General features: G+C 70.9%; 17 protein-coding genes. 3 read left to right on the top strand and 14 right to left on the bottom strand.

The features are described 5' to 3' along the window. The 5 genes from HO151_RS04055 to HO151_RS04075 form a co-directional block, all read right to left on the bottom strand. Positions 1 to 1,304 (bottom strand): AI-2E family transporter (locus HO151_RS04055; RefSeq protein WP_173894737.1); only part of this gene is annotated, 1,304 nt, incomplete at its 3' end. 125 nt (positions 1,305 to 1,429) lie between these two features. Continuing rightward, on the bottom strand, positions 1,430 to 2,167 hold the full coding sequence (locus HO151_RS04060; RefSeq protein WP_173894738.1) for a transglycosylase SLT domain-containing protein: 738 nt from the start codon (positions 2,165 to 2,167) through the stop codon (positions 1,430 to 1,432). A 480-nt stretch (positions 2,168 to 2,647) separates the two neighbouring features. After that, positions 2,648 to 3,973, bottom strand: a complete 1,326-nt coding sequence (locus HO151_RS04065) for a PhoH family protein (RefSeq protein ID WP_173894739.1) — start codon at positions 3,971 to 3,973, stop codon at positions 2,648 to 2,650. Positions 3,974 to 4,402: 429 nt separating this feature from the next. Continuing rightward, on the bottom strand, positions 4,403 to 5,176 hold the full coding sequence (locus HO151_RS04070) for an isoprenyl transferase (RefSeq protein WP_173894740.1): 774 nt from the start codon (positions 5,174 to 5,176) through the stop codon (positions 4,403 to 4,405). A gap of 794 nt (positions 5,177 to 5,970) precedes the next feature. Then, positions 5,971 to 6,354 (bottom strand): helix-turn-helix domain-containing protein, encoded by a 384-nt coding sequence (locus HO151_RS04075; RefSeq protein WP_173894741.1) that lies wholly within the window; start codon positions 6,352 to 6,354, stop codon positions 5,971 to 5,973. A 169-nt stretch (positions 6,355 to 6,523) separates the two neighbouring features. On the opposite strand from HO151_RS04075, the gene HO151_RS04080 reads away from it, so the two are divergent. After that, complete coding sequence (locus HO151_RS04080) at positions 6,524 to 6,874, top strand: metalloregulator ArsR/SmtB family transcription factor (protein ID WP_173894742.1); 351 nt, start codon at positions 6,524 to 6,526, stop codon at positions 6,872 to 6,874. 138 nt (positions 6,875 to 7,012) lie between these two features. On the opposite strand, the gene HO151_RS04085 is transcribed toward HO151_RS04080, so the two are convergent. From HO151_RS04085 to HO151_RS04095, 3 genes are read right to left on the bottom strand one after another with little or no spacing between them, the layout of a single operon-like run. Beyond that, positions 7,013 to 7,891, bottom strand: a complete 879-nt coding sequence (locus tag HO151_RS04085; protein WP_254594705.1) for a class I SAM-dependent methyltransferase — start codon at positions 7,889 to 7,891, stop codon at positions 7,013 to 7,015. 32 nt (positions 7,892 to 7,923) lie between these two features. Continuing rightward, positions 7,924 to 8,484: a GNAT family N-acetyltransferase gene (locus HO151_RS04090; RefSeq protein WP_173894744.1), complete on the bottom strand. Its 561-nt coding sequence runs from the start codon at positions 8,482 to 8,484 to the stop codon at positions 7,924 to 7,926. A 49-nt stretch (positions 8,485 to 8,533) separates the two neighbouring features. Next, a complete protein-coding gene (locus tag HO151_RS04095) occupies positions 8,534 to 9,406 on the bottom strand; it encodes an LLM class flavin-dependent oxidoreductase (protein WP_173894745.1) in 873 nt (290 codons plus the stop codon). Positions 9,407 to 9,547: 141 nt separating this feature from the next. Here HO151_RS04095 and HO151_RS04100 point away from each other — a divergent pair, with 141 nt between their 5' ends. Together HO151_RS04100 and HO151_RS04105 are read left to right on the top strand one after the other, a co-directional pair. Further along, positions 9,548 to 9,883, top strand: coding sequence for a hypothetical protein (locus tag HO151_RS04100; protein WP_173894746.1), 336 nt, complete (start codon positions 9,548 to 9,550; stop codon positions 9,881 to 9,883). 8 nt (positions 9,884 to 9,891) lie between these two features. Next, positions 9,892 to 10,275, top strand: coding sequence for a type II toxin-antitoxin system VapC family toxin (locus tag HO151_RS04105; protein WP_368039415.1), 384 nt, complete (start codon positions 9,892 to 9,894; stop codon positions 10,273 to 10,275). A gap of 39 nt (positions 10,276 to 10,314) precedes the next feature. Here HO151_RS04105 and HO151_RS04110 read toward each other — a convergent pair whose 3' ends face one another. From HO151_RS04110 to HO151_RS04135, 6 genes are all read right to left on the bottom strand, one after another. Continuing rightward, complete coding sequence (locus HO151_RS04110) at positions 10,315 to 10,878, bottom strand: OmpA family protein (protein WP_254594708.1); 564 nt, start codon at positions 10,876 to 10,878, stop codon at positions 10,315 to 10,317. A 62-nt stretch (positions 10,879 to 10,940) separates the two neighbouring features. Further along, positions 10,941 to 11,552, bottom strand: coding sequence for a hypothetical protein (locus tag HO151_RS04115; RefSeq protein WP_173894749.1), 612 nt, complete (start codon positions 11,550 to 11,552; stop codon positions 10,941 to 10,943). A gap of 15 nt (positions 11,553 to 11,567) precedes the next feature. After that, complete coding sequence (locus tag HO151_RS04120) at positions 11,568 to 12,194, bottom strand: pilus assembly protein TadG-related protein (protein WP_217422844.1); 627 nt, start codon at positions 12,192 to 12,194, stop codon at positions 11,568 to 11,570. Then, on the bottom strand, positions 12,191 to 12,361 hold the full coding sequence (locus tag HO151_RS04125) for a hypothetical protein (RefSeq protein WP_173894736.1): 171 nt from the start codon (positions 12,359 to 12,361) through the stop codon (positions 12,191 to 12,193). Before HO151_RS04125 ends, HO151_RS04120 begins: the two co-directional genes overlap by 4 nt. A gap of 174 nt (positions 12,362 to 12,535) precedes the next feature. Continuing rightward, a complete protein-coding gene (locus HO151_RS04130; RefSeq protein WP_173894750.1) occupies positions 12,536 to 13,300 on the bottom strand; it encodes a response regulator transcription factor in 765 nt (254 codons plus the stop codon). Continuing rightward, positions 13,293 to 13,889 (bottom strand): sensor histidine kinase (locus tag HO151_RS04135; RefSeq protein ID WP_368039416.1); only part of this gene is annotated, 597 nt, incomplete at its 5' end. The genes HO151_RS04135 and HO151_RS04130, both read right to left, overlap by 8 nt.

Raw genomic sequence — 13,889 nt, forward strand, 5'->3', positions numbered from 1 at the left:
GGCGTCACCGGGGTCTCCGCCGGCACCGTCGCCCCGGGGGGCGGCGGCGAGGCGGGCGGCGCCACCTCCTCCCTGGAGTACGAGCGCAGGTAGCCGACCACCGTGTTCGTGACCGCGACGAGCGGCACGGCGACCACCGCTCCGCCGATGCCCGCGACGACGCCGCCCGCCGCGACGGACAGCACGACGGCGAGCGGATGCACCCGCACCGCCCGCCCGAGGATGAACGGCTGCAGGATGTGTCCCTCGATCTGCTGTACGGCCAGCACCACGATCAGTGTCATGACCGCCGTGAAGACGCCCTGCGTCACGAGGGCGACCACCACCGCCAGCGCGCCGGAGATCACGGCACCGACCAGCGGGATGAAGGCGAACAGGAAGATGAAGACGGCGAGCGGGACGGCCATCGGGACGTCGAGGAAGAAGATGCCCAGTCCGATGAAGATGGCGTCGATCAGGGCGACTATCACCGTGCCGCGGACGTAGGCGGTCAGCGTGCGCCAGGCCCGAGGCCCCGCTCCCGCCACTCCGGGACGCGCCGCCGCCGGAACCAGCTTGAGCGTCCACTCCCAGATGCGCTTGCCGTCGTAGAGGAGGAAGAGCGTGCAGAACATCGTCAGGAGGACGCCGGTGAGGGTCTCCACGATGACGGTGACGCCTTCGAGCCCGGCGGACGTGATCTCCTCGGTGTTCGCCCCGACCGCCTCGCGCAGGCTCTTGGCGGTGTCCTTGATCTGGTCCTCGGTGACATGGAACGGGCTGTTCAGCAGCCATCGCTGAAGCTCGTCGATGCCGTCCTGGATCTGGGTGGAGAGGTCGTCGATGTTCTCCATGACCTGCCAGACCACGAACCAGCCGACCAGCCCCATGACGACGAAGCCGAGGATGGCGGTGAGCGCGGTGGCGAGCCCGCGCGGCACCCCGTGCCTGCGCAGCCGGGCGACCGTGGGCTGGAGCAGCGCGGTGACGAGCAGCGCGGAGGCGAAGGCGAGGACGACGAGCTGGACGGCGCTGATGACGCGCATCAGCACCCAGAGGGTGCCAGCGAGTACGAGCAGCCGCCAGCCGGCCTCGGCGGCGACCCGCACCCCCCACGGAACGGCGGCGGCCGGATCGGGACGGGGGGTGCCCGCGAAGCCCCCGGGAGCGGATGACACCGGTCGGCCGCCCGTCCCGTCCGGTCGGTCCTTGCCGAGGCCGTCGGCGTCGTCCCCGTCGGCGGCCGCGCGGCGCGCGTCCAACCGCTCTCCCACTCGGGTGAGCCCGGCACCGATCCGGCCGAACAACCCTGGCACTCGCGACATGAACCGTCCTCTTCCCCCGTTGCTCCCCACCACTCCCCCCTGGAGTCGTCGGCCTCGACCGTACAGGGCGAGAGCCCCCCACCGTAGGACGGTGAGGGGCTCCGCGGAGTTGAGTCGGTACCGGCTCAGTACCAGTTGTTCGCCTGCCAGAAGCTCCAGGCACCGCACGGGCTGCCGTACCGGCCGTCCATGTAGCTGAGGCCCCACTTGATCTGGGTGGCCGGGTTCGTCGCCCAGTCGGCACCGGCCGAGGACATCTTGGAACCGGGCAGCGCCTGCACCAGGCCGTACGCGTCGGAGGTGGGGTTGTCCGCCTTGTAGTTCCAGCTGGACTCGTGGTCCACGATGTTGCTGAAGCACTGGAACTGGTCCGCCGGGACCAGCTGGCGCGCCATCTCCTGGACCTGCGCGACGGTGTACGAGGACTGCACCGGGAAGCTGCCGGTCGAAGCCGCGGCGCGGGGAGCGGAGCGGCTGGCGGTCTTGAGCTCTTCCTTCTTGCGCTCCTCCGCCTCCTTCGCCGCTTTCTCCGCCTTCTCGGCGGCCTGCTGCTTGGCGATCGCGTCCTTGGCGGCCTGCTTGCGCGCGGCTGCCTCGGCGTCCTTCTTCGCGGTCGCGTCCGCCGCGATGGCCTGGGAGTCGGCCTGCTGTGTCAGGGAGGCGGTCTGCACCTGCGCCTGCGCACCCGCGGGGATGTCCGCGAGGAGCGTCGCGCCGCTCGCCGTCGCCTCGGCGTCGTCGCCCGAGGACGAGGTGCTGCCCGAGGCGACGCCCGTTACGGCGCCGACAGCGGTGACTGCGGTGGCCGAGGCCACTGCGAGCCCACGGACCGAGATCCGGCTCACACGGTTTCCTTCCAGCATCGACCGCTACAGGTGACCCTCGCGGACGCAATCGTGCCCCTGGCACAGGCCTCCCAACTGCGGGGTCACGGGAGGCACGGGCCCGGTGGGCAACTCCCCTGCGGGGAGCGCCGCGTGGTGCTCGGGCGGCATACGACGGCGTTATGGAGTTCTGGTGCTGCTGCTGTGCTGTGCCGCTGGGGGTACAGGTGTGTCGTATGCGGGGCCTGACAGGAGTGAGACTCTGCCGCACCGCGACGCCGGGAGGCAATTCTGTGCCGGGTGTGAAAGCTCACACCTCGTTTGCCCCGGAAGTTTTCCGGAAACAAGCACGCACGAAGACACCGCCCGGCTAGGCTCTTCACCTTTGCCGGACGGTGTCGACCGTGCCAACTACGGCGCCTCCGTCACCCGTTGAACGACCTGAACAGACCGGACGGGCCGGATGTACCGGACGGATCCGGACGGTTCAGGAGGACCGGGTGAGTGGGGCAGACGGGGTCAGATGTGTCCGTCCTCCAGCATTTCGGTCACGAGGGCCGCGATCTGGGACCGTTCGGACCTGGTGAGCGTGATGTGCGCGAAGAGCGGATGGCCCTTCAGCTTCTCGACGACCGCCACGACCCCGTCGTACCGGCCGACCCTGAGGTTGTCCCGCTGGGCCACGTCGTGGGTCAGGACGACCCGCGAGTTGGCCCCGATCCGGGACAGGACGGTCAGCAGGACGTTCCGCTCCAGGGACTGCGCCTCGTCCACGATCACGAAGGCGTCGTGCAGGGAGCGGCCGCGGATGTGCGTGAGCGGCAGGACCTCCAGCATCCCGCGTGCGGTGACCTCCTCGATGACCTCGCGGCTGGTGACCGCGGAGAGGGTGTCGAAGACCGCCTGCGCCCAGGGGCCCATCTTCTCGGACTCGGAGCCGGGCAGATAGCCGAGCTCCTGCCCGCCGACCGCGTACAGCGGCCGGAAGACCATCACCTTCTTGTGCTGGCGCCGCTCCAGCACGGCCTCCAGGCCCGCGCACAGGGCGAGCGCCGACTTTCCGGTGCCGGCCCGGCCGCCCATCGACACGATCCCGATGTCCGGGTCGAGGAGCAGGTCGAGGGCGATGCGCTGCTCCGCGCTGCGGCCCTTGATGCCGAATGCCTCCCGGTCGCCGCGGACGAGCCGGACGTTGCCCTCGGCCGTCACGCGCCCGAGCGCCTTGCCGCGCTCGGACTGGATCATCAGACCCGTGTGGACGGGGAGTTCGGACACTTCGGGGATGTACAGGCTCTCCTCGTCGAAGAGGAGGTCCACCTGCTCGGCGGGCAGGGTCAGTTCGGACATTCCGGTCCAGCCGGAGGAGCCCGTGATGGCGAGTTCCGCGCGGTACTCCTCGGCGAGGAGCCCGACCGAGGAGGCCTTGATCCGCAGCGGGAGGTCCTTGGAGACGACCGTGACGTCGAACCCCTCCGCCTGCAGGTTGCGGGCGACCGCGAGGATGCGGGAGTCGTTGTCCCCCAGGCGGTAGCCGCTGGGCAGCACGCTGGGGTCCGAGTGATTGAGCTCGACACGGACCGTTCCGCCCAGCTCCCCGGTGGGGATGGGGGCGTCGAGACGGCCGTACTTCACCCGGAACTCGTCGAGCAGGCGCAGGGCCTGCCGGGCGAAGTAGCCGAGTTCGGGATGGTGCCGCTTGGCCTCCAATTCCGTGACCACGACGATCGGCAGCACGACCTCGTGCTCGTCGAAGCGGTTCATGGCGTGCGGGTCGGCCAGCAGGACGCTGGTGTCGAGAACATAGGTGCGCCGGTCTGGCATACGGCGCTTTGTGCTGGTCACCACGGAAGGACGTACCCCCTCGGATGAGGTCGGGGAGCGACGGAGAAGAAGCTGGGAGGAGGGCGGGAACGATCCCGGCCGGTTTCCGGCACCCCTGCACGGGCCGTGAACCGGCCCTCCGCCTCGTCCGTACTGACCGCACGGTCGCGCTGGTGCAAAGGGCCTCCCGGGCGGACGGCCCCGTGCCGTCCGCTGAGATCCGACACCCGTGGTTCGGGTGTCGACCTGGAGGGTTTATGCCCTCGAACGCGCCGTGCCATGCCAGCACACATGACGGCGCCCTGGTGAACTCCTCATTACTTCCACCCCAAAGGACCAACCCCTGGCCCCACGCCCGCCCCAGAGGGCGCCTCGGGGGACTCCTCGGGAGCGCCCCGGGGGACGCCCACGGAAGATCCGTCCACGGCCGCCCCCAGACGGCCTGACGGTCCGTCAGCCGCCGAAGCGGCGGTGGCGGGCCGCGTAGTCGCGCATCGCGCGCAGGAAGTCGACCTTGCGGAAGGCTGGCCAGAAGACCTCGCAGAAGTAGTACTCGGAGTGTGCCGTCTGCCAGAGCATGAAACCGGACAGCCGCTGTTCGCCGCTCGTACGGATCACGAGGTCGGGGTCGGGCTGGTCGCTGGTGTAGAGGTGCTTGCCGATCATCTCGACATCGACGCTCTCGGCGAGCTTCTCCATCGACGTGCCCTTGTCGGCGTGGTCGAGGAGCATCGAGCGCACGGCGTCGGCGATCTCCTGGCGGCCGCCGTAGCCGATGGCCACGTTGACGAGTATCCCGTCGATGTGCGCGGTGGACTCCTCGGCCTCCTTGAGGGCGGTCTGCATCTGCGAGGGCAGGATGTCCGGCGTGCCCACGTGGTGCACGCGCCAGCGGCCGTCGGCGGCGAGGGAGGTCACGACGTTCTCGATGATCCCGAGCAGCGGTACTAGTTCTTCCTCGGGGCGGTCGAAGTTGTCCGTGGACAACAGCCAGAGGGTGACGACCTCGACGTCGGTCTCGGAGCACCAGCCGAGGAACTCCTCGATCTTGTGGGCTCCGGCCCGGTGCCCCTGGGCGGCGGTGCTGCCCGCCGCCTTCGCCCAGCGCCGGTTGCCGTCCATGATGACCCCGATGTGCTTGGGCACCTGGTCGTGGTCAAGGTGGCCTTCCACCCTGCGTGTGTAGAACCTGACCAGCAAGCGGCGCAGGTTGTCGCGCAGGTTCACGTTTCCGTCAGCCCCTCCGTGCAGATGGCAGTCTCCGAGGGCGACACCCTACAGCCGCCCGAGCGCCCCTCCCCCTTGGGGTGCAAGGCCTCCGGGCCGATGGGCGGGCGGGGAGCGGGGCCGGCCACGGGCCCCGGGGCGAACCCGGACGCGGGCCCCGGGGCGAACCCGGACGCGGAACCCGAAACGGAACCCGAAGCGGAGCCGCGCCGGGGTCCGAAGCGGAGCCGGGGCGGTGCGGTACGACGGCGGCTCCGGCCCGTACGCCGGGTGCGCGGGAGCGCACAAAAAACGGGCCGGTCCGTGGGGGGGAGACGGACCGGCCCGAGGGGGGGTTTCCACCATAACCCTTCGTGAGGGATGCTGCGCGCTTCAGCGCCCTACAACTACTCTCCGGAGTCGTCCGGCGACGCCAGAGTGAGTGTCGAAACGTTCATTCAGGGGCAGATCATGGCCGGATCACAGCGGATTCCAAGGTGAACGAGGGGAATTCGAAGAGAACCAGAGGGTTCGCACGGGAATATGAGGCATTGGCCCATCCGCCTCGGACGTACGCCCCAAGGGTGACGCGGCCCGGTCGCGCCCGGTCGGCCGGGGCCTTCCGCGCCACCGGGCCGGACCGGGGCGGGCGGCAGGTGCCGCGCGACCCCCTCCGCCGCGCGGCACCATCCCGCACAGCTTTGCTGGCGCGAATTGCCTTCGTCCGAAGGTACGCGACCGCGAGGAGCGGAATGAGCCAATCGGCATAACGATGTGGAAACCTTGTGTGCGTTCCAAGGATTTTTGCAGCCACCTCACCCCGCCTGAGCGACGACTGGCGACTCTTCACTCTGTTCTGGGTGTTTACGGTAGATAATCTCCCGCATGTGCTGTTCGCCCCATTCGCCCAGCGGCAGCAGGGCGGTGTTCAGCGCTTGTCCCAGCTCGGTCAGCGAGTACTCGACGCGGGGCGGCACCTCCCCGTACACCTCGCGGTGCACCACGCCGTCCGCCTCCAGTTCGCGCACCTGCTGGCTCAGCACCTTCTCGCTCACCCCCGGTACGTTCCGGCGCAGCTCCCCGAAGCGCAGCGTCCCGGCGTCGTGCAACGCCCAGAGGATCAGCGGTTTCCACTTGCCGCCCACGACGTCCACGGCCGCGTCCAGGCCACAGCTGTAGGGGCCCTTGCCCTTCGACATGGTCAACTCCTCCCGAGAACGGGCAGCGTGCCGGACCCGGCCTCGTCCGGGTCCGGCACGGCCGCCACGACACCGAGGATCACATGGGCCGGGGCGGGCGCGCGCGGAATAGGACGACCGCCCCGGGCACGTCCGATGGACGCCGTACCCGCCTCGCTACGATGGCGGCATGGGCCACGGAGTCGATGCGAAGAGCAGCACCCGCGAGCGACTGGACGCCGTCGGCGCCGCGGACGTCGCCGCGACGCTCCAGGCCCTGGCCACGCCCTCCCGGCTGCGCATCCTGGCACGCCTGCGGGAGGGCCCGTGCGCGGTCGGCGAACTCGCCGAGGCGGCGGACCTGGAGCAGTCGGCGTGCTCGCACCAGCTGCGGCTGCTGCGGAATCTGGGGCTCGTCACGGGTGAGCGACGCGGACGGTCGATCGTGTACGCGCTGTACGACCACCATGTGGCGGAGCTGCTGGAGCAGGCACTGCACCACGTGGAACACCTGCGGCTGGGGCTGCGGGACGAGGGGTGAGGGGCGCGGGCCTGGGGTGAGGGCCGCCGGGTGCGCAGGGGCCCAGGCAGGGCGCGGCGGCCGGACCGTCGGGCTGCGGTGGGCCGTCGGACCGTCAGGTTGCGGTGGGCCGTCGGACCGTCAGGCTGCGGTGGGCCGTCAGGCCGTGGCGGGCTTGCGGGCCTCGAAGAGGTGGCGGGTGCTGTGGGCCACGAACGGGCCCTCCGCGCCGATCCGTTCGTGCAGGTCCAGCAGCCGGTCCCGGTACCGGCCGGCGGTGAAGCCGGGGACCGTCCACACCACCTTCCGCAGGAAGTGCACGACGGCCCCGATGTCGTGGAACTCCATCCGCAACCGCTCCGCCCGCAGACCGACGACCTCCAGACCGGCCGCCTCGGCCCCGGCGCGTTCGCGGTCCGGGTGGCGGCCGTCGCGCCGGTCGGCGGACCGCGGCCCGAGGAAGTGCTCGGCCAGTTCGTGAACGCTGCCGGGACCGACGTGCTGGGCGAAGTACGTACCGCCGGGCCGGAGCACGCGGGCGATCTCCGTCCAGTGCGGCGTCACCGGATGCCGGCTCACGACGAGGTCGAAGGCCCCGTCGCCGAACGGCAGCGGGGCGTCCTCCGGGCAGGCGACGACGACCGCGCCGCGGGGGTGGAGCAGGGCGGTGGCCCTGGCGACGTTCGGGGGCCAGCCCTCGGTGGCGGCGGTGAGCCTCGGCAACGTCCGGGCGGACGCGAGCACTTCGCCGCCGCCGGTCTGGATGTCGAGCGCGGCCTCCGCCCCGGCCAGCCGCTCCCCCATGGCCCGCGCGTACCCCCAGGAGGGGCGCTCCTCGGTGGCGCGCCCCTCGAACCACGAGAAGTCCCACCCGTCGGTGGGGACCGCCTCGGCTTCGGCGACCAGCTCCTCGAAGGTGGGGGCGACCGCGGCTGCGCCCGGTGGGGTGGTCCGGCCCGGTGGGGTGGTCCGGTCCGGTGGGGTGGTCCGGTCCGGTGGGGTGGTCGGGTCCATCGGACGATGGTGGCAGGCGGACATCGCGTACCGCGACGGATTTCCCTTCGGTACGCCTACTCCTGGGGCGGGGCCCCGTCGAGTACGAGGAGGTCGTGCACGTCCTCGCCGTGCCGGAGCGTGCCGGCCCTGCGGAATCCGTGCCGCTCCAGGAGGCGCACCGAGGCGGTGTTCCCGGTGAAGGGGTCGGCGTGGAGGGGGCGTATCCGCTCCTCGCGGAGGAAGAGGCCGAGGGCCTCGGTGCCGATGCCCCTGCCCCAGTAGGAGCGGCCGAGCCAGTAGCCGACGAAGCGGCGCTCCTCCCCCGTGTCCGCGTCCTTGTCCCACCAGGCGACGATGCTGCCGGCCGGGGCGCCGTCCACCTCGACCGTCCGTACGAGGCCGGTGGGGTTGCCGAGGATGCGGGTGTTCCAGTGCGTCATGAAGCGGTCGCGGGGCCGGGCGGGGAACCTCGACCGCCGGGTCGCCTCGGGGTCCTGCTCCTGCTCGAAGAAGACCTCCAGATCGGTGTCCCGCACGGTGCGCAGCCGCACATGGGGGCGCGTGTGCGGCTGCGGAGGCGTGTGCGGCTGCGTGGGCGGCTGCGTGGCACGGGGTCCGTACGCGTCGTCACTCATGCCGCGGGAGTCTGGCACCGGGCACTGACAACCGGCGCTCCGGAAGGACTCAGGGGACGAGGGGCCGTACTTCTTCGGCCGTGAAGCGGATGAAGCCCTCGGGGTCCGGTTCGTCGGCGGTGGGCTGGAGGATCACGGTGTCGGCGCCGGCCTCGACGAGGCGCCGCACGGCTCGGGCGACCGCGTCGGCGTCCCCGGCGGCTCCGAGGTCCGGGACCGACGCCACGCCTTCGGCCCGCTGCTCGGCGTGGAGGCGGGCGGCGGCGTCGGGGCCCGTCGCGGTGAGGAGGTAGACGGCCACCCGGTGCGCGTCGGTGCGGGAGGCCGCCTCGCGCCCCTCGTCGATGAGCCGGCGGGCCTTGCGCACCCCCTCCGGCGGCGTGTTGGCGGTGAGGATGGTTCCGTCCGCGGCCTCTCCGGAGAGTCTGAGCGAGCGGGGCCCGGTGGCTCCGGCGAGGATCGGCACCGGCGCCGGCGGGGGCCAGTCGAGGGCGACGCCGTCCAGCTTGACGTACCGGCCGTCGGTGGTGACGCGCTCGCCGCGCAGCAGGGCGCGCAGCGCCGCGAGGTACTCCCGCAGGAGGGTCACGGGCGACTCGGCCCGTGCGCCGACCTGCCCCATCCAGTCCTGCACGCCGTGGCCGACGGCCAGGACGGCCCGGCCCGGGAAGAGCCGGTCCAGGGTGGCGGTCTCCATCGCGGCCACGGCGACGTTGCGCAACGGGACGGGGAGGAGGCCGACCCCGACGCGGAGCCGCTCCGTCCAGGCGAGGGCGGCCGCGGCCGCCGAGATGCCGCCCTCCAGGAAGCAGTCCTCCCAGAGCCAGAGTTCCTCCAGCCCGGCGGCGTCCGCCGCGCGGGCCACAGCTCGTAGGCGTTCTGGGGGCAGCTGCGGCCGGAAGACGGCACCGAGTGTGGTCATGAGGCTTCCCTACCCGGGGGGCGGGCGGGAAACAACCTGTTCCCGCGAGGCGCGCTCAGGCCGGGCCGGGAACCCCCGCGCCCGGCGAAGCCTTCCAACACTTTGCTACTTCCTTTACTACCACGCTGTTATTCTGACGCCATGGACTTCGCGGAGCAGTACGGCAAGCACGAAGGCCCGGCTCAGAAAGTGAGCGTCTCCATGCCGGCGGACCGTGTCGCCGCGGTCAAGGCCCGGGTGGGCGCGCGCGGCTTCTCGGCATACGTCAGTGCGGCGGTGGAGCGGCAGATACAGCGAGACCTGCTCGAAGAACTGCTTCAGGAGAAGGAGGCGGAGATCGGCCCGCCTGCCCCCGAAATCCAGGAGTGGGCTGCCGAGATCTTCCGGGAGGCCGAGGCCATGTCCTCGAATGAGCGTGCCTCTGAGGAGCACGAAGGGAACGAGGGCTCGGGATGGCACGCACGCAAAGCCAGTTGAGCCGTGGAGTGCTGCTTCTCGACAGCGAAGGGTTGAGCAGGTTCATGGCCAATGACAGGCGTGTCACAGGGTTGGTTCGCACCGCTCAGGCCAAAGACACCCTGGTCGCCGTCAGTAACCTCACGTTGATCGAGGCGTGGCACTCCAAAGTCCGCATGGACCGCTTCCGCCGGCACGTGTCCCGCTTGGAAGTCCTCTCCGTTACGGATGCCGTCACCTGGCGTGCTGTCGATCTCCTGCGGAACGCCGGTCTGCACGGGCACAAGTACGCGATCGACGCCGTTGTCGCGGCAACGGCTCTCAGCTACTCCGGTCCTCGCGTCGTCGTCACCTCCGACGCGGACGACATGAACAAGTTGTGCGGGGAGAGCGTCCGCGTCGTGGGTGTGTGAGGAGACCGGACGGCCGACGGATCAGCTCCCTCACCCGCCTCAGCCCTCCTTCGGGAACGTGACCTCCACGCGGCGGTTCTTGCGGCGGCCCTGTTCCGAGGTGTTGTCGGCGATGGGGTAGTCCTCGCTGTAGCCGCGTACGACGAAGGTGACGTCCATGTCACCGAGGTTCGCGGCGAGTTGCGCGTGGACGACCTCCGCGCGCCGCTTGGAGAGGGTGAGGCCGTGGGCGTACGAGCCCAGGTTGTCCGTGAAGCCGAAGACGCGGACGTTCGTGGCGTTCTGCGCTTTGATCTCGTCCGCGATCGCCCTGATGCGGCCGCGTCCCTCCGGGTTGAGCTTCGAGCTGTCCTTCGGGAACAGGACCTCCGCCTGGAGCGCGAACGTCACGTCCTCGTTCGTGTCCTCGCGCCGCTCCTCACCGCCGAGGTCCTCGACGACCGACTTGATGTCCAGTACGCGCGCGGACGCGAGGGTCGCCCCGTCGGCGAGCTTCAGCCCGGGGCTGTTCGCGTCGACCTCCGGCGGCGGGGACGTGGTGACGCTGCCCGGCGGGGCGCTCGGGTCCTCGTCGTCCGCATGGGCCGCGGTCAGGGGGGTCATGAAGACGAGCGTGGTGAGGGCGGTGAGGGTGACCGCCGCGGCACGGGGGGTGAGGGGCATGGTCACTCGCCCTCGGAGATCTCGACGGAGGCCGGGGGCATCGAGCCGACCTGGAAGGAGACCTTGGTGGTGTCCTCGGGCGGGGCGGGGAACTGGGCGAACCACTCCGTGGTCTCGCCGGGCTGGAGGCCACCGGTGAACCTGGTGCAGAGGCAGCGGCCCTCCGTGTCGCGCAGCACGAGGTACTTCTTCTTGCCGGTCTGGTCGACCAGGCTGGCCCCCGCGATGGACCCGCCGTTGCCGGCCAGCTCCCGCTCGTCGCCCCGCCAGTCCGCGGCCACCCAGGACTTCCCGCTGCCGTTGGTCACCGTCCCCTCGACGGTGACGAAGCCGCCCTCGTCCCGGTCGGCCGAGGTGACGGCCAGCGTCAGGCCGCCCGCCTTCACCTCGGCCATGATCTCCTCGGCCGACGGTGCCTCCGACTGCTGCCCGTCGTCGTTCCCGTCGCTCTTCGCCGGCGAGGACGACGTGTTCTTGTCCGAACCCTTGTCACCCTTGTCACCCTTGTCGTCGTCTCCACCGCCGCCGCAGCCGGCCACCGTGAGGACCAGTCCAGTCGTGATCGCCACGGCGGTCAGTACCGTGCGGCCCTTCGTGGTGCGCCGGATGTTCATCGCTACGGCTTCCTTTCACTCGGCCAGATACACAGAGAACAGCACGGACGCGTCGGGAAGGTCGTCCACATCGAAATCTTCAGGATCAATGTCCACGGGTTCACCGTCGCAGTCCAGCGTGATCGGTTCCGTGGGATCGGCATCGAGGTCGAAGTCGCACCGCGGTTCGATGACAGCGGTGGCGTCCGCCTTGGCGTGCTGCGTCTCCGTGCCCGGAATGATCGAGTCGCCCACCGTGAAGTTCGTTTCGACGGCCACCCGGAAGCCGGGCAGTCCGCCGACGCTGGTGGCCTGCGCTCCGCCCTGGACGGTCGAGTCGTTCTCGGCGGCCAGTTGCTGTGCCGCGGCCGTGGCGCCGGCCCCGTCGAGCCCGGCGCCGTCGAACCCGTCGCCGTCCAGCCAGTCCAGCCAGTCGTCCTCCAGGCCGATGGCGCCCTCCAGACCCTCCATCAGGTCGTCCCGGGCGCTCTGTGCCGCGGCCAGCGCGGCGGCGTCCGCCGCGGACTGTGCTCCGTTCCGCGCGGACGCCGCCTGGGCGAAGGCGAAAAAGGCGAACGCGGCGAAGAGCAGGATCCCCGTCAGCCAGATGTAGAGGGGGAGAGTGGACCCCCGGTCGCTGCGCGGCGGTCGCGCGGAGATCAGCCGCCGATGACCTGGTTGACCGCGTCCAGGATCGCGCCGGAGATCAGGCCGTCGAGACCGAGGCCGTCGATCAGCGTGAAGATCCCGGCGATCAGGATCATCAGTCCCGCGTACTCCACGAAGCCCGCGCCCGCGTCCCGGTCCTGTCCGCGCATCCGGGAGGCCACGGTCCGGACCCATCCCCGAACCGCTCGCCGCGTCTCCCCGGACGTCCCCGGCTCCAGGTTTCTGGTCACTGTGATCCCTTCCCTCCCGCCCAAAACCACTACCTTCCCGCGCACCGTACGTGAGAACCCACCTGCCGCAAGTGGGTCCAGGGGCCCAACTTCCCGTTGTCGGAGTCATCGGTTCCACCCCCCGTGGGTTCCCTCGCGGGCCGTGCCCAGCCAGTGGGCTATCGCTTCGCTGCGCGAAGAACTGTGCAGCTTTGCGAAGATGCGGTTGATGTGGTTCTTGACCGTCTTCTCACTGATGAAGCACGTGGCGGCGATCTGCCGGTTGCTCATGCCGGCCGCGATGAGATCCATGACCTCCACCTCCCGTGAACTCAGCCCGTGGTCGCAGTGGTTGCGGCCGCGGCGGTGGAGTCCTGCCCCATGGGCGGGCCGGGCCTCCGACGACTGTGTCACAACTGATTGCAGGTGCGAAGAGTTTTGGTTCGGTTCGTGCGAAACGCCGAGCGAATCCGAGACATCGACGGCGGAGGACGTGAAAGTGGCCGTACCGGCGCGCAGGTCCCGGACCGCGCGGATCAGTTCGGCGGCCGTGAACTCGCCGTGGACGAGGTAGCCGACCGCGCCCAGGCGCAGCGCTTGGGCCACCACCTCCGGTTCGCGGCTGTACGTCAGCATCATCACCGGAGCGAGCCGGGCCAGCGCGGGCAGCGCCGTCAGGCCGTCCGTGCCCGGCATGCGGACGTCGAGCAGGATCACGTCGGGGCGGTGGCAGGTCGCGCTCGTGAGGGCCTGCGCGCCGTCGGACGCCTGGGCCACGACCTCGATGTCGGGGTGCGCGCCCAGCAGGGCCGCCAGACCGGCCCGTACGACCGGGTTGTCGTCGGCCACGAGCACGCGCAGGGGCGGGCCGGGGAGTGCCTGGTCAGGCATGTGCGGCCTCCTCTTGGGGAGTGTGCGGGGGGCGTGCGGACAGGGGGGAGGGGAGCGGCAGGTCCACGGTGACCTCCGTGCCGCCGCCTTCGGCCGTGCACAGCCGGAGGCCCGCGCCCACCGACGCCGCGCGCTCCAGCATGCCCAGCAGACCGAAGTGGCCGGATCTCGCCAGGACGTGCACGTCCTCCAGGGACACGGCCGGACCGGTGCCGTCGTCCCGCACGGTCAGGCGCAGGGCCGGCGGCATGGCACGCGTGTCGGAGGTGAGGGTGACGTCCACCCGGGTCGCGTTCGCGTGGCGGTGGGCGTTCTCCAGGGCCTCCGACGCGATCGCCAGGAGGTGGCGCGATGTCCCGGGAGGGAGGGGCGGGAGGGGTGCGAGGGGCGGGGGCAGGGTCGGGGTGGTCTTGTGGGTGAAGGTCGCCGTCAGGCCCGTACGGGATTCGAAGTCGGCCACCCTCGACGACAGTTCCGCCGGCAGGTCCAGGGGCGGGGCCGCCAGGGCGGTGTGGGCCCGCAGGTCCGTCAGGAGGTCGCGGGACTCCGCCGCCGCCCGGCGTGCCGCCCCCGCCACGGCCGCGGCCTG

This window comes from Streptomyces sp. 8P21H-1 (assembly GCF_013302945.1).